This is a genomic window from uncultured Nostoc sp., assembly GCF_937863485.1.
GTDB lineage: Bacteria > Cyanobacteriota > Cyanobacteriia > Cyanobacteriales > Nostocaceae > Nostoc.
The window spans coordinates 26,487-49,527 of record NZ_CALMFY010000002.1; the positions used below are offsets into that span (position 1 = coordinate 26,487).

The following is a 23,041-nucleotide window of genomic DNA, read 5'->3' on the forward strand; positions in this document are numbered from 1 at the left end:
CCTGAACCGAGTTCATTATATGGACAGTCGCACCAATCGCTTACATACCATTTAGATGGATGGTGGGGATAGAGAAGAAGACTTTCTGCGTTGGGTGATGGATGTGTTTCGGTGGATTGTTGAGGTCGTCAAGAAACCTTTTACTATTTCTGGATAAGTTTTGGCAACATAAATGTGTAATTAATCAGGAGAACATCCTCATGTCTGATCAAGATGTCGTTAAGTTTGATGATAACTTTTATCTTAAACACGAGAGCGGTAAATACTGGATTGCGGTTGACCAAGGACGCTACAATTGGCCGAAGTTGGGTCAAGAGAAAAAAAAAGTAGTAAAACTTAAACTTGTGGGCGGCAATGGCGAGGTTCAATCCAACACCCGCATCAAAATCACAACGACAGAATCAGCAATAGGCAACATATAATGTTTTGGGAGCTTTCGCAGATAGCCATGATTGTTACTATTGGCAAGATGGCTATGATGAGGATAAACAGAGCTGGCAGATTACTAATGCTTCTGGCGATGCAAGTCCAATTCACTATGGCGATCGCGTTCGCATCAGCAACATCTCCTACAGTAATCAAAGGCTAGCTCCCGATACAAAGTACGATGGTTATATAACTACCGTGGAAAATGCTGAGGACTCGTGGATCTTAGCACCTGCTCCCGCCGTAGACAGTTCTTATAGAGGTTTAGACGATACGGGGGAACATGATCCGGAAGAAGTAAGTGATGGAGAGGATGAGGATGATAATGTTCCTACTTGGTTCTAATTCATCTGTACTACCGTCTTTTTCTCGTTTGTCGTCGTGGTTTTGCGTCGTGTTGCGTGTTTGACGGCGACGACGCGGAATAAGTTCCGGCTCTACCCCAGAATTCATTTCCTCTCAAAGCTGCCTTTCCTCCCGTCTAGGAGACTGATTTGCCCGGATGAATTGCTCCGCAATTGACCTCACAACGGGGCTTTCCATTACCTGGCACCGTGATGGGGAGTTATTGAGCAGGCTTGCCGTGACTTGTAGTGAGCGTAGTCGAAGTAGCGTAGCCGAACGGGGGCAGGAGACGTGGGAGAGGGAGATGGGGAAAATGAAAAGCTGAGTTGGGTTGACTGACTGCTCAAACAGCTTTCAAGGATAAGGAAATGGTAACAGTAATTTATTGACTTTACTTAAACTCAGCATGAGCAAGGAAGTTCTGATGATTGATAGTGATATGAAACGCAAGCGTCATTTTGCCATGCAGAAAGTTCATGATGCGATTAAGGCTCACGGTGGAACAACATTACTCAGCACGGGGATCACTGGCGATGATGCTCGGCTGGCTCTAGCGGCTGTGGAAGCTGGCGCTCGGCTGCTCGAACCGAATCATCCAGCCGTCGCCTTGGCTCGTGGATACAAAGGTGTCACATCCATGCACGATGCTGAGGGGAGCAACGCGATTTTGTGAGGTGCTGCAACCTGGGACGTATATAGCTTGTTTCGGGATGCGATCGCAACTAAAAAACCAAGTTTTGTTGAGAATATAGAGGTATAATTGAGAACTAAACCCCGATCTCACTTTTTCGCGTTGCTCCCATGCTGAGTTACTCCGCCATGAAATTCCGATTGAGGAAATGGTTACTGTGGTAGAAGGAGTTCGTAACGTCGTCAGTGATGATATTTTTATCACCGTAGGTGCTCCGGGCACTTTCACCGAAACAGTGCCGACACCCTTTACGGATAAGGAAGCAATGCTACTCTCTCTCGCTGGGGCAGATGGGCTTCACGTTCACAAAACCACGTGGGAAGATTTGCGCGATATAGTCAAAGTGGCACATCGCAATGGCTTGGTTGTAGATGCCTATATTGCCCATCCCAGTGATCTACATTTGTTTGGCATCCCAGCCGAAACACCGAAAGAGGTTGCTCTAATTGCGAAAGAGATGCAAGAAATTGGTGTAGACATGATTGGTTTGACGACTGGCATGAGCTACGAGGGTGTCGCTGCCGGCGAAATTGCTTTGCCCGTTCAGGAGCGATTGAAAGCCTTGGTTAATTCTGTAACTACACCTACTCTGGCAGAAGGTGGCATCAACATCAAAAATTTTAAAGCATTTATTGGTACAGGCGTTAATATTCTGGTTGTTGGCACGGCTATAGATGATATGGCACGTGAAGCCGTTCGTTTTGCTGTAAAAAGATTTCTCCCAGATTTTGAGAACTTGAAAACGCCGATAATCTTGCCACTTGCTGACAGCACTGCTTTCTCTAAGAATCTGTAAGGTTCGTAAGTCTCATAAATGCCTTAAGCTCACACTTAGCTGTTGATTGTTTAGTAGTAGCTTTGATAGTTCAAACCTCAGATATAATAGAAGTTACGCATTGTCAGAAAGCTGAGATTATGCAGCCAAGCCCAACTTCTGTGATCGGTGTTCTAAAATTCTGATCAATTCCCACAATCACTTTTATTTCTCCCACCATCAGGTTGTATTTGGGTGGTAATATTTGCCACCAATTCCACCTGTCCTAGTTGATTAATCATCCATCCAGTAGCTTCTAGTAATGGTGGTTGCCCTTTTATATCTGGTACTTTTCTATGGCTGATTTGCTCTGATTTATTTGGGGAATCTGCACTTACTCGCATATCCTGTAAAACTACCTGACCACGCAACACTTGGCGGGGATCTTCTGGTAAGCCTCCCCGTCCGCTAACCACAAAATTCGCCTCCTCGTTGCTGGGACAACCTGCGACAATTTGATTTGCAGGATCGGTAGGCACAGAAGGCAATTGAGTTAATCCTCTGGTAGGGTCAACATCTGGAGTGTTGATATTAACCGTGCCGTTGATGCCTAATTGAGAACTGGCGGTGATGTCACTATTTGGGGTGAGTTTATCACTAACTTGTAAGCCAAAAATACCTTGGCTAGTAATGTTGATATTCCCACCATTTCCAGCAAAAGCATTGGCGGTGATGTCACTGTTTTCTTGTGGGACAGCAACAATAAATCCACTATTAATATCCATATTGCCACCATTACCACCGCCACTGTTTTCTATTCCTGCACGGGTGGAAATTTGACTATTATTTCGTAAAAGTAAGTTATTGGCTACCTTGAAGTTGATGTTACCTCCTTGTCCAGAAACGCTGGTAGCAGTGATGGAACCTTGATCAAGAAAAATTGAACGGGCATCAATATTGATATCTCCAGCATTCCCTGTTCCTAAAGCACTAACGGAAATGGTTGCGCGATCGCGGATATTTAAGTCACCATTGGGAATGTTAATATTAATGTCTCCCCCGTTTCCCGAAGCAGTTTGAGCCGAAGAAGCAAATAAGCCTGAGCCGAAACTCTGCTGGGAGGGGTCAATTAAATCAATGGACTCGAAAGCATTAACTGTTAAATCCCCTGCTTTTCCAGAACCAAAGGTAGTAGTAAATACCTGTGCGCCCCCTTTGGCTATAAGTTGACGCGCTGTTAGGTTAACATTGCCAGATTCGGCATTGGTTAATGTTCCTGTACCAATAAAAGAGTTATCTAACTCGAAAGTATTACTGGTATTGACGTTAATATTCCCCCCCTGTCCTTGACCCAAGGCGGTAGTAGCAATTATTCCACTATTGCGGCTAAGAAAATTCGGGGTTTGAATTACAACATTTCCGGCTTTACCTTGGCCTGCACTCACAGCAACGATTCCCTGGTCAAAGTTATCAAGGCTGAGAGTACCCGCATAAGCTGGATTGATAATTTTTTCTTGCAAGTCTGCAAATCCATTTCCAGCAACTTCTACAGATTTGGTGGCGTTGATAGTAATATCACCTCCGTTACCTGCACCAGCTGTAGAAGCGTTAATTCTACCGTTATCTAATTGCAGCGTGCGGGTATTAATTGTAATGGGTGCGCCATTTCCTTGACCAACGGTAGCGGTGGTAATCTCTCCTCCTTGGCGGACAATTAACTCCCCAGTCGTAATATTCAAAGGCCCAGCATTACCAATCGGACTCAAAGAAGCCGTTGCGATCGCACTAGGAAAACTGCTATTGTCTGCGAAATTCCCCACCACTTCTACCTTGTCGGTAGCGTTGAGATTTAATGTTGCTGCATTCCCCTCTCCTGTAGTTGCTGAGGAAACGATAGAACCATCACGGACATTTAGTTGTTTAACTGATAAAGTTAAGTTGCCAGCATTGCCCGTACCAGCTAGCGCAGTTGCATTAATTATCGACCTATCGGTGAGCGTTACATTATCAGCGTTAATTGTCAAATTCCCGGCTTGCCCGGAACCAGCAGTTGCCGTTTGAATCCCGGCAAAATTCTGCAACAATATTTCTGTAGCATTAATTGTTAAATCTCCGCCATTACCTGAGACTGGGAATGTGCTAATTCCACCTGCATCTCGAAGCACTAAGCGCCCAGTATTAACCGTCAGTTTGCCTGAGTTGCCACTTCCGAAAGCATTTGTGCTTATACCTACTCCTGTTCCTTGTAGAAGTTGGCTCACCAATTGGCTAGGGGTAAGTATTGGGGTTGTGAGTTGACGACCGATAAGTTCTACGGATTCTGAAGCATTGATTGTTAAATTCCCGGCATTACCCGTTGTGTTTGCGTCAGTTCCAGTACTTATGGAAGTTGCTCTAAAAGGGAAAAAAGCTGTTGGATCTTGGCTAATGCTCAACCGACGAGCATTGAGAGTAAAATCCCCAGCATCGCCGCTAGCACCAGTAGGAAGATTTACAGCCAACGCCGCATCAGAATTTGTACCAATATCGCTTGTCCGCATCACTACATCATCTGTAGCATTGAGGATCATATTTCCTCCTCGACCTTTACCCCTAGCCAGGGCGAAAATAGATGTAGTGTCCAGAAAGATTGAGCGAGCAGTCAGGGTAATGTCATCGCCTCTACCAGCACCTAAGTTTGCATTGACAATGCGAATATTTTTACCAGAGAGGATATTACCACTAGTAAATGTAATTTTTCCTGGTGTGTCTCCAATAGAAGCGATATTACCTGAACGAGGAAAGTCAGCTGCGCCATTAAGGCTAAGATTACCTGCGGCTAATAGTGAAATATCTCCTGCTTGCTGTTGAGCATTAGCTAACAGATAATTAGTAGTGGTAATTCCGCCTGCGGTGCTGTTAATAGTAATGTCACCGCTATTAATGGAGTCGCTGATATTGGGTATGTTGAAAAACCCACTAATTAAATTACCAGTCGTAATATCATTGATGGCGTTTAGGGCAATGTTGCCACCATTCCCGCTACTTTTTGCAGAAATGATAGATGCATCGGTAGTATTAATTTGACTGGTTTGCCCAAACTTTCCTGATGTAATCGTTGCATTCCCGCCATTGGTGAGGATTTGGGAACCTGGGTTCATGAAAAACTGCGCTACTCCAGGATCTCTTTCGATGGCGATCGCATTTTCATCGTTAATCTTAACGTTAAAATTACCACCATTGAGAATAATACTGCGGTTGGGATTAATGGTGAGCGATCGCCCCGCTTCTAAGTTAAGATTATTTGCCCCAACGCCTGTGATATCATCATCAACAGTAATATCATTATTAGCTTGTAAACTGACATTATTAAGTGCTAGCGCTTGGCTCAAACTTTGACCGCTAACAGTGCCCCCTGCTTGAATCAGAATATCTTTCGGGTCAAGCAGTAATGTACCAAAACCATTTGCAGCACTAGTATCCACAGTACCAGCAAATTCCACTCTGCCACCTGAGATTTCTACAAAACCACCGTTCCCAGAATTGTCACCGCCACGGGCACTAATATTACCCTCAAAACGGGTTAGATCATTTGCTTTAATAATTACAGTGCCACCATTGCCATTATTAATAGCATCAGTGTTAATAGTAGCATTATTTAATAAACTCACCTGATTTCCTAAAATCTGCACCGTTCCTCCTGGTACAGTCAAAGAACCTGTGTTAGTAACAATATCTCCTTGTAACGTAAGAGTTTGTCTACTACCTATTGTTAAATTTCCTTCTACACTAATCTCTGCTTGCGGTTGGTGCAAGGCATTAGCAAATAAAGCTGTTGGCTGAATTGTTAGTAAATTACTATTTTGCGGTTCTGTTGCATTAAATAACCCATTTTCTCCTAATCTAATTACATTTGCAGTACTAGCTACGAAAGAACCTGCGATATCTAATCGGGCATTTTTACCAAAAACAATCCCATTAGGATTAATCAAAAATAAATTCGCGGTACCATCTATACCTAATGTGCCGAAAATCTTAGATATATGATTTCCGGTAACGCGAGTAAGGATGTTACTAATGCCCGCCGGATTAGTAAAATAAACCTGCTGTCCTTGATTTACATTGAATTCTTGAAAACTATGGAAAAGATTTTCACCCCGAATTGCACCTCCACCAATTAATTCATGAATATTTTGAGGTGTAATGGTAGATTTTTCGGTTCCTAAAGTGTTATCGGGTATTATTTGAGCATTAGCTGGGTGAAAATCGGTAAGAAAATAAGTAAATATATTACTAAAAAATAAGATTATGTATATTTTCAAATACCAAGAGTACTGTCTAGGAATATTTACTACTTTCAACATGAGTCAACTTGTTTTTTATTCAAAGTTACAGATACCCGAATTCTTAAATAAGTCGGCGATCTGGTGATCTTGTTTATTACGAATGATTTAAAATTGCTGTTTTATTAATAAAGTAATCATTAAAATACTCTCTATATAACCCACAACTAACTGTTGCATTTTTATTTTCTAAATATATTAGCCCTAAACTTTTTAACTTAAATGCTACTTCTTGCTCTAAGGTAATCGCTACAGTTGAACTGATAACCTGTTGAAAAGCATCAACCAAATCAGGACTTTGCAGAAGGGAGTGTAACTGATTGTGCAAATGCTCACTAAAAATTCCAGTATCATTCGTGGCATTTTGTAGTATATCGTCCACAGGAATTTGATATTGAACGCTATGATAAAATGCCAGTCGCACCAAGTAAGGAAATCCTCCTGTAAGCGCCATTAATTGTTCAAATTGCAAAGCTGTAAGTTGGAGTCCGTGACGTTGTGCTAAATCCTCTAACTGCAATCTTGTAAAAGCAGACAAATCAATTGCTAATCCTACATTAAAAGGAGATTTATTAATATCTAAATTAATATAAATGTCGGTAGATTTAACAATCAACACTCGTAACTTTTGCCAAATTGATATATCTCTAGTTTCTTCATACCATGAGCGCAATAGCCCCAAGAAATCACGAGTCAATTGAGGATATTCAAACAACTTATTCACTTCATCTAACGCTAAGATTAAGGGAGTATTGATTTCCTGTAAAACATACCCTTGAAAATAGATAGTACAGTTCATCAAATCACCCATATCCTCGTCCCAATATTCCTCTAGCTTCGACTTTATTCCTAACTGATGAGTAACATTTGCACAGAACCAGCGTAAAAATTTTTCTAATGAGCTAAAAACTTCTGTTTCAGCACGATGTAAACTTAACCTTACAGTATGATAACTATGCGAACTACCATAAGCAAGGATTCTAGTCATTAAAGAAGTTTTCCCCATCTTTCGCGGTGCTTTGATGTGGATAAACGCACGAGGTTGAAGAATTGCTTGATAACAGACTTGTTCTAAACCCCGCTCAATATACAAGGTAGAAGAAAGCGGGACTTGTCCATCTGGAGGTTCTAAATTTATCTTTTGCCACATATGTGTAGGCTGAGATATTGTTTGCAAAGATGAATTATTTAGTCGTTGCTCTAGCACAGCACGACAATTAGTACGATTAACTTTCTCACCAAGACTATTAGAAAGTAATTGCCACAATTTAGGAGCAACCAATTGCCTAATATAGTTCTCTGAGTAGTTGTTTTCTATAGCAATTTGTGCATAATTTTTTTTTGTTTCCAATAGAGATGCTGACAAGACAGCTTTTTGAATGAATGAGAGCGATTTTCCTGTCTTATCATTAATTAATGTTTCAGTGCATTTGATAATTTGTTCTATGCTTCTCATCTCTCTTTAAAACTAAAGGTATTTAAAGCTCCATTTTCTAATACAGCAATTTTAACTTGTTTGTGAACACTAAATATTTCTCTTGTTTCTCTTCTCTGCGCCTCTCTTGGCGCCTGCGTAAGATTCTTTTTACAAATCAGAAATATTCAATGCTCCATTTTTTATCAACCATTGCTTTTGTTGAAGGGTTAACCCAATAGCATCAGTAAATAGCGCTCCCTTAACGCGAGAACCGGAAAAATTTACCTCCTCTAATTGGGTATTTGTGAAATTTGCGTGTCTTAAATCACTATCACTCAAATTTGCCCCATTTAAAACCGCCTCCTCTAAGTTGGCGTTAAACAAAGAAGCTAACTTTAAATCAGCACGACTCAAGTCTGCATTAAATAAACTGGTTAACTCCAAGGCAGCTTGACGTAAAATTGCATCACTCAAATCTGCACTACTCAAGTCCGCTTTAATTAAATCTGATTCTGTTAAGTCACCTCCCTTTAAAATAGTATCCTGTAATTGCGCTCCTTCCAAATCAACTCGTTGTAAAGAAGCAGCACATAAAATCGCCCCTTCCCAGTTGGATTGGCGAAGATTGGCATCATCAAACTTAGCGCCAGTGCAATCTGTGGCTTTGAGACTTGCTTTAAACAAATTTGCCCCAGTTAAGTCTGCTTGAGTCAAACAAGCATTTCCTAAATCAGAATCTGTTAAATTTGCCTCTCGTAAACAGACAGAATCAAGCTTGGCATAATTTAAGTGAGCACCGCTTAAGTTCGCTCTAATTAGAGTAGCGTGACTCAAGTTTGCCCACAATAAACTCACATTTAATAGATTTGCGTTTTGCAAATTGGCTTTTTGGAAGTCCGCTCGATTTAAATCTGTCCAAACCAGGGTGGCACAACTCAAGTTAGCCTCACTGAGATTGGCACTACTTAGGTTAGCATAGCTAAAATCAACACCACTAAAATCAACACCCTGCAAATAAATCTGGCTTAAATTCAGGTGTTGAAAATCTCTTTCCTTAGCTGCATAGCGTTTGATAATTTCTTGGGCAATCATTGTTTTGAGCTAGTTTAAATAACAATAAACTACCGCCTACAATGAATTGTCTCCCAATATAGCAATATTTAATTAATAATTTATATTTAATTTTTTGTTATCAAAATTAATACATTTTAACTAAAAATATGAATCTTATCTATTGACAAAGTATTCATCAATATGCATAAAAATAATATTTATGACATTGTATGTTCAAAGTTGTAATACTTATATATTGACAAAAAACTAATCTGTGATGTAGTAACTAAAAATATCTGGCAGTAGAGATAAATATATGACATTTATGTACTTGTTTGATTTCAAATGAAAATGCTTTAATAAACTTCTAGGACAAGGGAATTTGCAAAAGTTATCCAAAAAATTCATATTTACTCTTTTGGTTTTTATTCGTTTAGATAAAAATTTCTAACCCTTTGTAAATATGAATTTTGATAAAGGATTTTATTGCTGACAACCTGAAAAATATGCCCAATATTAGCTTGAAAAAGATTGATACAATCTTCCTGGCAAAAAGGCAGTCTTTAACCTTTAACATCTATATTTATGATCGCATCGACGCCCAGCATTTTCAACACGATTACCAGTATCATCAACATGGTTTCTGACGAAAAGTTGCAACAAGCTTTGAATCAGAGTTTCTTGGAAGCAAGTGAAGCACTGCAACATTGTGAAAACTTTTTTGAGCTGTTACCTACCCATTGCTGGTCAAGCAAAATGCTAGCTACATTCTTTAATTCCTGGAAAGCTACGCACTTGAAAATGTTAGGTATATATGGTCTATCTTGCCGTTTACAACGTCTTGCTTTAACCAGAGAAACTCAAGAACGGGAACAATTATTGTTAGCCAGCGCCTTCAATGCTGAAACTAGTCACGAAGATTTAGGGTTAGACTACGAGGGTGTAACTCACGCTGCACTCTATGAAGATTTTGCTAATAGCCTTTTAGGAAATTACCCTTGGCAATTAGATGAATATTGTTTACCCCAAGCGGGTGATTTTAAAAAATGGATATATCACAACATGGTGGTAAATGATATTTACAAGGGGTTATTCACAAATATGTTCTCAGAAATTTACAACCACGGTGAATATACGCGAGCCTTATTTGCTTTTTCAGAATTAATTGAGAAGTATTACCACTTTTCCCCTGAAGAAAAAAATAAAGCTCTGTTCTATATCGGTGTTCATGTTGCAGACGAAACGGAAGTGGCTCACTTTCAAGTGGTCGTCAAAGCCTTGAATGAGTATAGCAAAGCTACTAATACTCCAATTGACTATACACAGGCAAAACTCTTGTTTAAGGAGTACCTGACTCGGTTAGGTACTGTAATGGAAGCACTAACTATAGAGATGAGACAAGAAATAAATGCAGCAAAACATCTGCTATCCGTGTCTTAAACCTCAAGCTCAGTATTTTTTGGACGATGCTCAACAAGCTATTGCTGCAACTTTAGATTTTCGACAACATCTGTATACGATCGCTCAAAACAAAAAACTACGTTCAGAAGCTGTTGAGGATCAAAGTTACCCTACTGAAGTGATTGTGCTTAGACCAAAACAGACTCAAGCGCCTGCTTTACTACTGTTGGGCGGAATGGGGCCTCTAGCAGGTTTGGGAGCTTTTGAGGTAGCCTGTCAGATGTTCCAGAACAGTAGGGAAATTGTTCTGTTTCAAGCTTGTTCACTGCCTAATCGGACTACGGCCATTCAACAAAAGACTCAAATTGGTGCATCTCAAGAGCCGGATTTAGCGATCATGCTGGCGATCGCTATCCGAGAAGCAATGCAGTATATTTGCTCTAGCGTTGAAGCTGTTGAGTTGATCGTTCTGTGCAATGGCGCTCATTATTTCTTACCTGAAGTGATGCAGCAACTCCTGCTTAATTATTCAAAGATTTTTTTCAGACTACAATGGATCTCTTTGATTGACACTACAATACACCACTTGCAACAACAAAACTTTTGTCAGCCTTTAATTCTATGTACTACAGCAACGCGACTAGGGTGTGTTTACTCTCGACCACTTCAAAAAGCGGGCATTGTTTACTTAGAACCCAACGATGAATTGCAATCAATATTAATGCAATCTATTTATCAAGGAGTAAAAACATCTGACTACAATTTTGCTTGTAAAGTCGGTGAACATTTTTTCGTTGAACTATTCAAGCTCCAGCCTACTGTTGACTGTATCATCGCTGGATGTAGCGAAATCCCCTACTTGCTGGAATGGTTGAAAACTAACTCTTCTAAGCAAGTAAAGGAGTTCTTATCAAAATTGGAAATTATTGATCCTGTACAACTAACTTTGAACAGTAGACTTAAATCCTTGCAGTATTTGAGGACAGTCAGTCATTAACGCCAGGAAAAATTAAATAGCTCTAATCATGAAAATCAACGATGAGTAATTCTTTGCAACAGTTAATTCAGAGACGTAATGTCTACCCAAATAATCCTTTTATAAAGTTCGACAAGGAAGATGTTGAACTATCGGTTCCTGAGCGCTTTCAAAAACAAGTAGATATGCATCCTGAGCAGATTGCTGTTAAGACTGGGGAGCATGTGTTCACATATAATGCCCTGAATCAGTTCGCCAATCGCATAGCCAGGGCTATCTTAATCAAGCGCGTTCAGCTTTGCTGCGCCGAAGGCGATCACCAAGCAGAACCGATTGCAATGTTATTTGAGAGTGGTGCTCCGATAATTGCTGCAATTCTGGGTGTATTGAAAGTTGGTAAGTTTTATGTACCACTAGATCCCTCGCTGCCACAAGCAAGGATTAGCTATATTTTGGAAGATTCACAAGCGGGTTTATTGCTAACAGATAGCAAAAATATCTCATTTGCCAAAAAATTGCAAATTAGCGGATTAGAAATACTCAATATTGACGAGATAGATTCCAGTATTTCTTGTGAAAATCTAGATTTACCTCTGCAACCAGATAATTTTGCCTACATCATTTATACCTCTGGCTCAACAGGGCAGCCCAAAGGCGTAATCCAAAACCATCGTTATGTTCTGCATCTGACGATGAACTATACCAACAGCGGTCATATTTGTGCCAATGACAGGCTAGCACTTTTGTACTCCCCAAATTTTGCTGGTGCTGTAAGGGATATCTTCTGCTCGTTGCTCAATGGTGCAACTCTTCTGCCATATGACGTTAAACAAGAAGGGCTAATAGGTTTAAGTAGCTGGCTAAACCAACAAGAAATAACCATCTTTTTTGCGGTAGCGACTATGTTTCGCCATTTTATCAACACCTTAACTCAACAGGAGAAGTTCCCCAAATTGCGTTTAATTCAGGTAGGGAGTGAGACAGTCTATAAAAAAGATGTAGAACTTTACAAGCAGCATTTCTCTGATAACTGTATTTTTGTTGCCAATTTAGGAGGTTCGGAAATTAGCCCAATTCGGCAGTACTTTGTTGATCAGGAAACGGAAATTATTGGCAGTACTGTACCAGCTGGCTACGCAGTTGAGGATCATGAGGTTTTGTTAATTGATGATGAAGGTAAACCAGTTAAGTTTAATCAAATTGGTGAAATTGTAGTCAGAAGTCGTTATCTCTTTTGTGGTTATTGGCAAAGACCAGACTTGACCGAAGCGGTACTTTTGAAAGAAGTTCAAGAAGAAAATAAGCTGTTATATAAAACGGGCGACTTAGGCTGTATGTTGCCAGATGGCTGCCTTTTGCACTTAGGTAGAAAAGACTTCCAAGTGAAAGTCAGGGGCTACCGTATCGACGTTTCGGAAGTCGAAATGGCATTGCTCAATACCAACCTCATCCGAGAGGCTGCTGTCGTAGTATCACCTGACAATCTAGGTCTAAGAGCGTATATTGTGCCGCTCGTTCCCCAACAAGTACTCTCACTTCGAGAACTACGAAGTCTGCTTTTAAAAAGCCTACCAGACTACATGGTTCCCTCAACTTTTATGACTTTAGAAGCTCTGCCCCTAACGCCCAATGGTAAAGTTGACCGTTTGGGTTTACCCGCTTTCAATCAGCTGCAAAGAGCGCAGTTAGAAAGTATACTTTTGCCTCATACTCCTACTGAGCAAATACTGGTTGACATCTGGACTCAAATTCTTAAAATAGAAGAAATTGGGATTCATGATAACTTTTTTGAATTAGGGGGTCATTCCTTACTTGTTAATGAACTTATTCTAGAATTATTTAACACTTTCTCACTAAATATTCCTTTAATTACTGTATTTGAATTACCAACGATCGCTCAACTAGCTAAACGTATTGAAAACACTTGTCGGATATTAGTACAAAAGGATGTGCCTGATAGTACAGATGATTATGATGAAGGGATGCTATGAAAACGTTTGATGAACTGTTGTTAGAACTTAGTCGCCTCAATATCAAAGTCTGGGCTGATGGCAACAACCTCCGCTATCAAGCACCTAAAGATATTTTAACTTCAGATATACTGGCTCAAATTAAAACATATAAAACGGAAATTTTAGTCTTCCTCAATCAATCAACAATTGAATCACAATCAATTATTAAACCCGTTGATGCAACTATAAAAAATGAAGGTTTGCTTTTATCCTTCACTCAACAACAATTTTGGCTGCTCCATCACCTAGAAGAGTCAAATTATATCTACAACATGGTGAGAGCGTTTCGCTTGGAAGGAGACTTGAATATTTCCAACTTCGAGCAAGCAATCCAATGTCTGATTGCGCGTCATTCCATTCTTAGGACTGGGTTCAAGGTGGTGAATGGTTCGCCAGTACAGGTTATTACACCTCACCTGACCTTTGACATTCCTGTAATTGACTTGCAGAACTTATCAGAAACTGAGCGTATTTCTCAAGCACAAAGACTTCTTTTGCAAGAGCGTACCCGTGCTTTTGATTTGAATCAGTCTCCTGTGTGGCGAGTGACTTTAATCCGTCTCCATCATCACACTCACTTGTTGATGTTCAATCTGCACCACATTATCTGTGATGATTGGTCAATCCAGATATTTTTGCGGGAATTATCAGCTCTGTATCAAGAAGTTTCAACAGGAAAAACAGCTTCTTTACCAGAACTCCCCATTCAATATGCTGATTTTGCTCATTGGCAAAATCAACAGATCACTCTTAAAAATTTTACCCAACAGTTAAATTACTGGCAGCAACAGTTGGCAGAAGTTGTACCTGTTTTGGAACTGCCTTACTTAAGCGATTCTCCTTTAGAGATGTTACGCGATGCTACCAAAGGGAGCCGCGCAGGGCGCGATCGCAATGATAACGTAAAGCAAGCGTTTCAATCTGGTATAGTTCCGTTGTGTGTCAGTGCTGAGGTAAGTGGCAAGTTAAAGCAGTTAAGTCAAAAGTCTGGGACAACCCTTTTTACCACCCTCCTAACTGCTTTCGCCATCTTACTTTCCCGCTACACTCATCAGGAGGATTTAGTTGTCGGAACTGTTATTGCGAATCGTACCTCAGCGCAGACAAACACACTTATTGGTGCTTTTGTCAATACACTTGGCTTACGTATTCAGATTCCAGATAATCCTACCTTTCAAGAACTCTTAACTGAAGTACAAAAGGTTGTTTTAAAAGCATATGCTCATAGTGAGGTTCCCTTTGTTAAAGTTATTGAAGCTCTGAAAATAGATCGCAAATCAGGTAATAATCCCCTTTTGCAAGTGATGTTCACTTTAGAAACTATTGCTCAGGAGAAATTGCAACTCCCAGGAGTTATGACAAAAGTACTGGAGTTGAATAAACCAACAGCCGGAGCAACCTTTGATTTAACCTTAAATTTGTGGGAAACAAACTCAGAACTGCAAGGGAAACTAGAGTACAACGCCTATCTGTTTAATGAAGAAATAATCCAGCGTATCAGTGGACATTTTCAGACTTTGCTAACAAGAATTGTTGAATCTCCAAACCAGCGTATCGGCAATTTATCAATACTCAACGCTACAGAAAGGGAGCAGTTGCTAGGGAAAGAAATACAGGGGATTGAGTCTGAGTTTCTGTGTTTGCATGAGTTGTTTGAAGCACAGATGGAGAAGACACCAGAAGCTGTAGCACTTAAGTTTGAAGGACAACAGCTAACTTACCGGGAATTGAATCAGCAGGCTAATCAACTAGCACATCACTTGCAAACTCTGGGTATAAAACCAGAAACATTAGTAGGCATTTGCGTAGAACGTTCACTAGAAATGATTGTGGGCATATTGGGAATACTCAAAGCCGGAGGGGCATATGTACCACTAGACCCCAATAATCCACAAGAACGGTTGAACCACATACTAGAAGATGCACAAGTGCAAGTGTTAGTAACGAATTCGCAATTACGTAACACTTTAGATCAAAGCAATTTTGTTGTCTATTTAGATAAAGAGGCAGACAAAATTGCTCAGTACTCCCAAGATAACTTAGTCAGTGGTGTGCAGGATGATAATCTAGCGTACATGATTTATACATCCGGCTCTACAGGAAAGCCCAAAGGAGTATTAATCACTCATCACAATGTCGTTCGGTTATTCAAAGCAACGGAAGGTTGGTATCACTTTAATGAAACGGATGTATGGACGCTATTCCACTCGTTTGCATTTGACTTTTCGGTTTGGGAACTGTGGGGAGGGTTGCTGTATGGTGGGTGTGTTGTGGTTGTGTCTTACGAGGTGAGCCGAGACTCGCAAGCATTCTACAACTTACTGATTGCTGAACAAGTGACTGTTCTCAACCAAACTCCATCCGCTTTTTACCAACTAATTCAAGTTGATGAACACTTCAAGACAACAGAAAAATTGAGTTTACGGGTAGTGATATTCGGCGGAGAAGCACTCTCGTTACCTTTGTTGCAACCTTGGTTTGAGCGACATGGGGATCGACTGCCCCAGTTGGTAAATATGTATGGCATTACAGAAACAACGGTTCATGTGACAATCCGTCGTTTAACCTTAGCTGATGTGAAAGCCACTAGTAGCTTAATTGGGCTACCAATTTCCGACTTGCAAATTTACCTTCTGGACAAATACCAACAACCTGTACCCATTGGAGTGGTAGGAGAAATTCATGTTGGTGGTGGTGGTGTGGCGAGGGGTTATTGGCGGCGCAGTGAACTTACTGAGGAGCGGTTTGTGCCCAATCCGTTTAGGAACCAGCAGAAAGAGCGTTTATACAAAACGGGGGATTTAGCGCGATATTTGCCTACGGGTGAGCTTGAGTATAAAGGACGCATCGATCATCAAGTCAAAATTCGGGGCTTTCGGATTGAGTTAGGAGAAATTAAAGCATTACTTTCTGGGCATCAAGCTGTGCAAGAATGTGTTGTACTTGCCAGAGAGGATGAACCTAATAATAAGCGATTGGTAGCCTATATTGTTCCTGACCATATCCAAGCTTCAACCATTCTCAATTCGGTGAGTTTAAGAGAGCAGGGTATACTGGGCGATGCTCCTTTAGGAGCCGCCAAGGGCGATCGCTCTCTCTATGAGTTTCCCAATGGAAAGCAGTTTTTCCCTCAAAAAACGCAAGCAAATAGTTTAGCCGATCGCGAATCGACTTGGAACAGTTTAGAGACATATATTCAAGACCTTCGCCACTATCTCCAGAAAAAACTGCCTGAGTACATGATTCCATCTGCCTTTGTTGTCCTAGAAAAGTTTCCCTTAACGTCCAATGGAAAAGTTGATAGTCGCGCTCTACCCATACCGGAAAATTTTAACAATGGACTAGAATCTAGCTTCGTAGCACCCAGCACCCCCACCCAAGAAATTTTAGCTAACCTTTGGGCTGCGATTCTCAGGATTGAGAAAGTCGGGATTTACGATAACTTTTTTGATTTGGGCGGACATTCTCTGCTGGCGACCTCACTCGTCTTCCAAATTCGCCAAGTCTTTGCGATTGATTTTCCTCTACGGTGTCTGTTTGAAACCCCAACAATCGCCGCCCTCAGCAAGTTAATTGAGTCGTTAAAAACCCATCCAACACTCAGTTCAAACAAAGCCATGTCTCCCTTAGAGAGAAGCCCATCTACACCCGTGCCTCTCTCGCTATCACAGCAGGCGTTATGGTTACTAAATCAATCAGATAGTCAGGTTGCAACTCTCAATAGTTCGACTCTGATGCGAGTCAGGGGTTCTCTCTCACCAGAAATCGTCGAGCAAAGTTTCAATGAAATCGTCCGCCGTCATGAGAATCTCCGCACGGTCTTCACCATCATCAACGATCGGCCGATGCAGATTGTTTTACCTCACCTGCACCTGCCATTAATCTATGAAAATCTCCAGCACCTACCCCCAGAGACGCGTGAGTCGGAAGCGGTTCGTTTGGGAATTAAAATACGTCAGCAGCCCTTCAACCTGGCTGTTGCTCCCCTGATCAGAACTGCCTTATTTCAACTGAATCCGGATGAGCATTGGCTTGTGATTACCATGCACCATATGATCACAGATGGTTGGTCATTTAGTGTGCTTCTGCAAGAATTAGACGCACTGATGCAGGCTTTCGCTAATGGGGAACCTTCGCCCCTGCCAGCCCTATCATGCCAATATGCAGACTTTGCCTTGTGGCAGCAGCAAGTCTATAATGAGTCCGCGATCGCACAGCAACTCAGTTATTGGCAACGCAAACTCGTTGATGACGAGTTACACCCCTCTCCAAGTCTGATGCTGTCTAGTAAACAGGCAGGGCATCGTTTTATCCACTTACCTGAGTCTCTCGTTCGTTCGATTGAAGGGCTGAGTCGTTCACAGAGGGTGACGAGTTTTGTGATCTTGTTGAGCGCTTTCAAACTTGTTTTAGCGAAGTGGAACCAACAAAATGAGATTTTAATTCTGGCAACGCTCGGCAACCGCACCGGGCCAGACACAGAGCGGATGATTGGCTGCTTTATCAATGACGTGATTCTGCGATCGCTAATTTTACCGGAACAGACTGGCTCGACTGTAATTAAACAACTTCAAGAAACCGTCAATGAAGCGATCGAACATAAAGAGGTGCAGCTGTATCAGGTGATCGAGCAGATCCAACACTTACGTCCCCTGAATCTGCTGGCAAGCATTACCATGACCCCCTCGGTTCAAGATCAAATCCCAGGTTGGGAAGCGATCGCATTGGAACAATGGGGCGATATACCAATGGAACTTTATGGCAAAACACCTCCGTTGGAGCTTTACGTTGAACTATCAAAAACAATCCGGATCAGGGCTAAATACGGCACTGAGAAATTCACAGCAGAGACAATTGATCGCCTATTAAACAACTATCAGGAAATTCTGACGAAGCTTGTTAGCCATTCAGAAATGACTGTTTCAGATCTCTTTAAGAGAATATATTCAGGGTATGTTTGAATCTTCAGTTGTTAAACAGAGTGGGGTAATGCCATTTTGTAACTCGTAGAGAAAAATGATAATGAGTAGAAGGTACAGACTTTTCGCTATCATTTGATACTCTTGAGGTTAAATACTAATTCAAAAACACTAAAAGATATATCAAAAATATTTTTTTAAACATTATTTAATGTATCAAAAAAACTACCAAAGAATAATTATATTTGGCTAAAAATTTGATGAAAATTAATCGGAATGAACGTGCTAAAAAAGATGCGTTTTATTATATAGAAACAACTTTCTATAATGGGGATATAGATGCTTTTTTTGCTCTTGGTGAAGAGAGAACTAAATTAATTGTTGACCCGATCATTACTCAATTAGTACCATCGGCAAGTAATGCATCTGTATTAGAAATAGGGTATGGTCTTGGTAGGTTTAGTCGTGCGCTCTCCAAACGATTCCGTAGCGTCATTGCAGTTGATGTTGCTGATGAAATGATTCGTCAAGCTAAAGAGTTATCCTCTGAGGAGCAGTATGCTAATTTGAAATTCTATACAAATGACGGGACTTCTCTATCTTTAATAGAATCAGAAAGTGTTTATTTTGTCTTTTCCTATGAAGTTTTTCAACATATGTCTTCTTTGAAAGTAATCTTGAAAAACTTTACTGAGATCCGACGATTTCTTAAAATAACTGGTAAAGCAATGATTCACTTAAGGACAGAGACAGTTTCTCCATTAACTAAATTCAAAATATTTGCTAAAAGTCATCTTTCAAAATTTCTATTGAAATTACTAGGATTATCTAGCATTGATAAAACATGGACGGGGACAACCTTAAATACTAAGAATATTGAGCAATTATGTAAGTCAACAGGTCTAGAAATCTTACAGTTGATCAATGATCCAACACACGCGCCTAATACACGTATTTTTGTCTTACTTAGTCCTATCAAATAGTCCTATGCTAATAATTCACATAGCAGGTATCGACTAGAGAGGTGAAAAAGTACTACCCAGATGGGAGATTTAAGAGAAGGCACTGGAGACGAAGTAAAATGAATTCTCTCAATATACTTCATATTAATAACTGGTTTGGCTTAGGTGGTGCATTTATTGCTGCCTACAATCTGCATCAAGGTTTATCCAGAGCTGGTATTCAATCTTTCTTTGCCTATAAAGATGAGATTGATGGAGTATTTCAAGAAAAAGCTAATGATTTGAGAAATACGGTACAGATTGTCCAAAGAAAAAATCAGTTTGTTGATTTAGCGAACTCAATTACAAGACGAATTGGCTTGAATTACGTTGCCAATCCCTCAATTGCTGATCTTAAACATCAAGCCTGCTACCAAAATGCTGCTTTACTCAACTTTCACCTGCTTCATGATGATTATTTTTCCTATCTCATGCTTCCTTCATTGACGAGAGATAAACCTGCGGTCTATACGCTACATGATATGTGGAGTTTCACAGGACACTGTGCCTACAGTTATGACTGTTCAAAATGGCAAACTGGTTGTGGAAAATGTCCTTATCCTAATGCGTTACCTCCGATTCAACGAGATGCCACATCTCTAGAGTGGAAGTTAAAAAATTGGGCATATCGACACTCCAACTTAACGATCGTGGCTCCTAGTTGCTGGTTGGCTGAATGCGCTAAACAGAGTATGCTCAACTGTTTCCCCATTCATCACATTCCCTACGGAATTGATACAGTAGCCTATCAACCACTCGATCAACAGCAGTGTCAATCTGAACTGGGAATTCCCCAGCATAAAAAAGTTCTCATATTTGGAGCACAAGACATGACCAATCGGCGTAAAGGTGGCGATTTATTGCTCAAAGCCCTTTCTCGCATACCTAAATCGCTCAAAGCTGAAACCGTGTTGCTGACTTTTGGGGATGAAGCTAAGGCAATCTCAAATGCCGCAGAAATAGAAGTACTGCACCTTGGCTATATCAGCAGCAATCGCTTGAAAGCGGTTGCCTATTCTGCCGCCGATTTATTTCTGTTTCCAACCCGTGCTGATGTTTGCGGGTTAGTCGGTCTGGAAGCAGCAGCTTGTGGTACGCCAACAGTTGCCTTCAATGTTGGTGGCGTTCCAGATTATGTCCGTCCTGGTATCACTGGCTATTTAGCAAAACCGGAAGATGCTGATGATTTCTGTAATGGGATTGTCCAATTATTAGAAAATGTTAATTTACGCGATCGGATGAATCAAAATTGCCGCAAGGTTGCAGTTGAAGAGTACTCGTTAGAGGTGCAAGCCCAACGGTACATTCAGTTGTACCAGCAAATTCTTAACTTATAAGGGTGGAATTTGGAAACTCTAACCGTATGTACTTTTAAAACTCTGCTTGCTTTTACTATCTCTCTAACACAACTATTGTAATGATTTATAATACTACGTACTTTGTTTCATAAAGATTCCCAAATATTATTAATAACATTTATAGTTCTGCATTAAGCAAGCTGAGATATTGGAAAACTTTTAATAATTTTGAGATACTAACTTTACTTTTTTGGCATTTAACTAAAAATTGAACACACTAAATATGGAAAAGCCAAATATGTTTAATAACAGTACTACAGATCAATCAATCTTCTATCCACGATTTCGAAATTCAGAACCATTAGCAGCATCGAAATATTATACTGAAAAATATAACTGTGACTTGGCAATACCTAGTTATCTTGGAATAGGAAGTTGTGTCTGTTATACGCCATTAGTTGAAGCATTATTTTTAAACAAAGGGCGATTTATAAAAGTATTGACAGCTCCTTTAAACTATTATAAAAAAGCTCAAGAAAACGGGTATGCAATCTGGGAGAACAATCCATATATTGAGACAATTATCAATGCCGATGACATAGACCCGAACATCATGCTAGAAGTGTCCGTTGAATCAGATAATTTTTGTCAAAGCCGTCATATCATAGAAAATATCTGTTTTGCTCATGGACTGCGCCCTCGTCAATTAAGGGGTTCTTTATTTTTATCTCACGCAGAAATGCAGTGGGGATTAAAGACCCTTGCTCACCTCAAACGTCCCGTTGTTTGTATCTGTCCCTATGGGACTTCATCGAGTACTAAAGACTCACCTTGGCACTTAGATAACTGGCTAGAATTAGTCGATTACTTGAAAAATCAAGTAAGTTTTTTACATATTGGCAATAATGACTTTGAGCAAAAGACGTTTTCTATCTTTACACCAAAAACAACTATTAGACAAGCAATGGCTCTGATTTGGGCAAGCGATTTATATGTAGGATTTGATACTGGGCCTTCTCATATTGCCACTGCATTTGCGAAACCAACACTGGTTTTATGGGATGCTGTGAAAAAAGCTTCTTTAGAAGAAGAGAAACAGGAAGGATTTAGTATTGCCCATCTGCGTCGATGGTCTTATCCTCAAAATCAGAATCTAGTTATTGTTGGTGAGAAAAAGAAGGAAGTTCTTGAAGACTGCTTGGAATTCATTCTTGAACAACTCAACTCCTTTAATCGACTGAGTAAACTAATCACGAATTAATAAAACTAAGAGAATGCTTGGAAAGTTGTTGTCAGGCATCATCTAAAAATAATTTGAAAAATTTGTAATAAATCTGTGATATGCAAGTCTTTGTCGATCAATCCTTACGCCCACATCCCCATCTTGCTGTATTCGGCTCCAGCAAGGTTGGCAATTATGTAGTAACTACCCCCTTGCTGCGAGGCCTGAAAGAAAAATATCCAGATTGCACGTTGGATTTTTTTGGCAGTGAGGTAACCCAAGATTTTGAACTCTATTGTCCCTACATTGATTGGCGCTTTTCTCTGTATAGCGATCGCGATGATATCTTAGCGCAGTTAGCGCAAGTAGTTCATCAACGGCAACAAGTCGCAGGCTCTTACGATTTAGCCATTAATTGTGATGAATTCAGCCCCATCAACCTAGTGATGACAACTGCCCTACGTCCTCTGTATGTGACAGGAGCGGCTTTGACACAAGACTTTCAGAAAAAGCTTGATGGAGGTGAAAATGCGAATTCAATTCAACGCCTGCTCCAGGATCAAGATTGGAATAGTTCTGAATTGGTCGAACGGCATCAAGGCGTGATTCAGAGCAACTACATTGGGGAAATCTTCTGTCGTTTAGCCTATGTTGAAACCGACTTTTTCAAGCTAGAACTGCCCAGTCAAGTACCTAATTTTCCTGTACCCGATGTGCTAATTCATGTGACAGCCACCCGGCCTGCTAAACTCTGGCCGATTCATGCTTGGCAGCAAGTTATCCAGTGGTGTGCGGCACAAGGATTGAGTGTCGGTTTAGTGGGCAGTGCGCCGAAGATACAGAAAACGCTATACAATGCAGGTTCTATAGAGGACGAGTTATTACAAACTACTGCTTTGATTGATCTCAGAGGTCAGACATCTCTGTTAGAATTGGCAGGCGCATTTCTTCAAACCAAAGCCTTCATCTCAGTGGATGCAGGGCCATTGCATATTGCAGCTGCGGTGGGATGCCATACAATTGCTCTGTTTGGTAATGATGTTGACGGCGATGGAGCCAGTCCAATACATTTGTGGAAACCAAGACAACCTCACGTACATCTAGCGCTTTCAACCTTCAAATGTACCTTGTGTCAGGAGCATAGTTTTAGCAAGGGAGCAACGCGATTTTGTGAGGTTGGACAAAAAAGGTGCGATCGCTAATA

General features: G+C 40.6%; 15 protein-coding genes. 12 read left to right on the forward strand and 3 right to left on the reverse strand.

Going from position 1 to position 23,041, the window contains the following annotated elements; all coding sequences use genetic code 11:
- The first annotated feature begins 200 nt into the window (after window positions 1–200).
- The 4 genes from Q0541_RS00405 (at window position 201) to Q0541_RS00420 (ending at window position 2,258) form a co-directional block, all read left to right on the forward strand.
- Window positions 201–422: a hypothetical protein gene (locus Q0541_RS00405; protein WP_298904094.1), complete on the forward strand. Its 222-nt coding sequence runs from the start codon at window positions 201–203 to the stop codon at window positions 420–422.
- Window positions 423–426: 4 nt separating this feature from the next.
- Window positions 427–771 (forward strand): hypothetical protein, encoded by a 345-nt coding sequence (locus Q0541_RS00410; RefSeq protein WP_298904096.1) that lies wholly within the window; start codon window positions 427–429, stop codon window positions 769–771.
- Between the two features lie 424 nt (window positions 772–1,195).
- Window positions 1,196–1,444: a hypothetical protein gene (locus Q0541_RS00415; RefSeq protein WP_298904098.1), complete on the forward strand. Its 249-nt coding sequence runs from the start codon at window positions 1,196–1,198 to the stop codon at window positions 1,442–1,444.
- A 175-nt stretch (window positions 1,445–1,619) separates the two neighbouring features.
- On the forward strand, window positions 1,620–2,258 hold the full coding sequence (locus Q0541_RS00420; RefSeq protein WP_298904100.1) for a hypothetical protein: 639 nt from the start codon (window positions 1,620–1,622) through the stop codon (window positions 2,256–2,258).
- A gap of 164 nt (window positions 2,259–2,422) precedes the next feature.
- Here the strand turns inward: Q0541_RS00420 and Q0541_RS00425 are convergent, their stop codons facing one another.
- The 3 genes from Q0541_RS00425 to Q0541_RS00435 all read right to left on the reverse strand — a co-directional run bounded on the left by Q0541_RS00425 (window position 2,423) and on the right by Q0541_RS00435 (window position 9,047).
- On the reverse strand, window positions 2,423–6,559 hold the full coding sequence (locus tag Q0541_RS00425; RefSeq protein WP_298904102.1) for a filamentous hemagglutinin N-terminal domain-containing protein: 4,137 nt from the start codon (window positions 6,557–6,559) through the stop codon (window positions 2,423–2,425).
- Between the two features lie 76 nt (window positions 6,560–6,635).
- Window positions 6,636–7,994 (reverse strand): AAA-like domain-containing protein, encoded by a 1,359-nt coding sequence (locus Q0541_RS00430; RefSeq protein ID WP_298904104.1) that lies wholly within the window; start codon window positions 7,992–7,994, stop codon window positions 6,636–6,638.
- 129 nt (window positions 7,995–8,123) lie between these two features.
- Window positions 8,124–9,047, reverse strand: coding sequence for a pentapeptide repeat-containing protein (locus Q0541_RS00435; protein WP_298904106.1), 924 nt, complete (start codon window positions 9,045–9,047; stop codon window positions 8,124–8,126).
- Between the two features lie 546 nt (window positions 9,048–9,593).
- Here Q0541_RS00435 and Q0541_RS00440 point away from each other — a divergent pair.
- The 8 genes from Q0541_RS00440 to Q0541_RS00475 all read left to right on the forward strand — a co-directional run bounded on the left by Q0541_RS00440 (window position 9,594) and on the right by Q0541_RS00475 (window position 23,039).
- The gene (locus Q0541_RS00440) at window positions 9,594–10,448 is read left to right on the forward strand and encodes a hypothetical protein (protein WP_298904108.1); all 855 of its coding nucleotides are present in this window, start codon (window positions 9,594–9,596) and stop codon (window positions 10,446–10,448) included.
- Window positions 10,417–11,406: an aspartate/glutamate racemase family protein gene (locus tag Q0541_RS00445; RefSeq protein WP_298904110.1), complete on the forward strand. Its 990-nt coding sequence runs from the start codon at window positions 10,417–10,419 to the stop codon at window positions 11,404–11,406. Before Q0541_RS00440 ends, Q0541_RS00445 begins: the two co-directional genes overlap by 32 nt.
- Window positions 11,407–11,447: 41 nt before the next feature.
- Window positions 11,448–13,376, forward strand: coding sequence for a non-ribosomal peptide synthetase (locus Q0541_RS00450; protein WP_298904112.1), 1,929 nt, complete (start codon window positions 11,448–11,450; stop codon window positions 13,374–13,376).
- The gene (locus tag Q0541_RS00455) at window positions 13,373–18,358 is read left to right on the forward strand and encodes a non-ribosomal peptide synthetase (RefSeq protein ID WP_298904114.1); all 4,986 of its coding nucleotides are present in this window, start codon (window positions 13,373–13,375) and stop codon (window positions 18,356–18,358) included. The genes Q0541_RS00450 and Q0541_RS00455 overlap by 4 nt, the downstream gene beginning before the upstream one ends.
- 203 nt (window positions 18,359–18,561) lie before the next feature.
- On the forward strand, window positions 18,562–19,299 hold the full coding sequence (locus Q0541_RS00460) for a methyltransferase domain-containing protein (protein ID WP_298904115.1): 738 nt from the start codon (window positions 18,562–18,564) through the stop codon (window positions 19,297–19,299).
- A 98-nt stretch (window positions 19,300–19,397) separates the two neighbouring features.
- Complete coding sequence (locus Q0541_RS00465) at window positions 19,398–20,654, forward strand: glycosyltransferase family 4 protein (RefSeq protein ID WP_298904117.1); 1,257 nt, start codon at window positions 19,398–19,400, stop codon at window positions 20,652–20,654.
- 244 nt (window positions 20,655–20,898) lie between these two features.
- On the forward strand, window positions 20,899–21,876 hold the full coding sequence (locus Q0541_RS00470) for a glycosyltransferase family 9 protein (RefSeq protein ID WP_298904118.1): 978 nt from the start codon (window positions 20,899–20,901) through the stop codon (window positions 21,874–21,876).
- Window positions 21,877–21,956: 80 nt separating this feature from the next.
- Entirely contained in the window at window positions 21,957–23,039 is a 1,083-nt protein-coding gene (locus Q0541_RS00475; protein WP_298904121.1) for a glycosyltransferase family 9 protein, read from the forward strand.
- The last annotated feature ends 2 nt before the right edge of the window (window positions 23,040–23,041 follow it).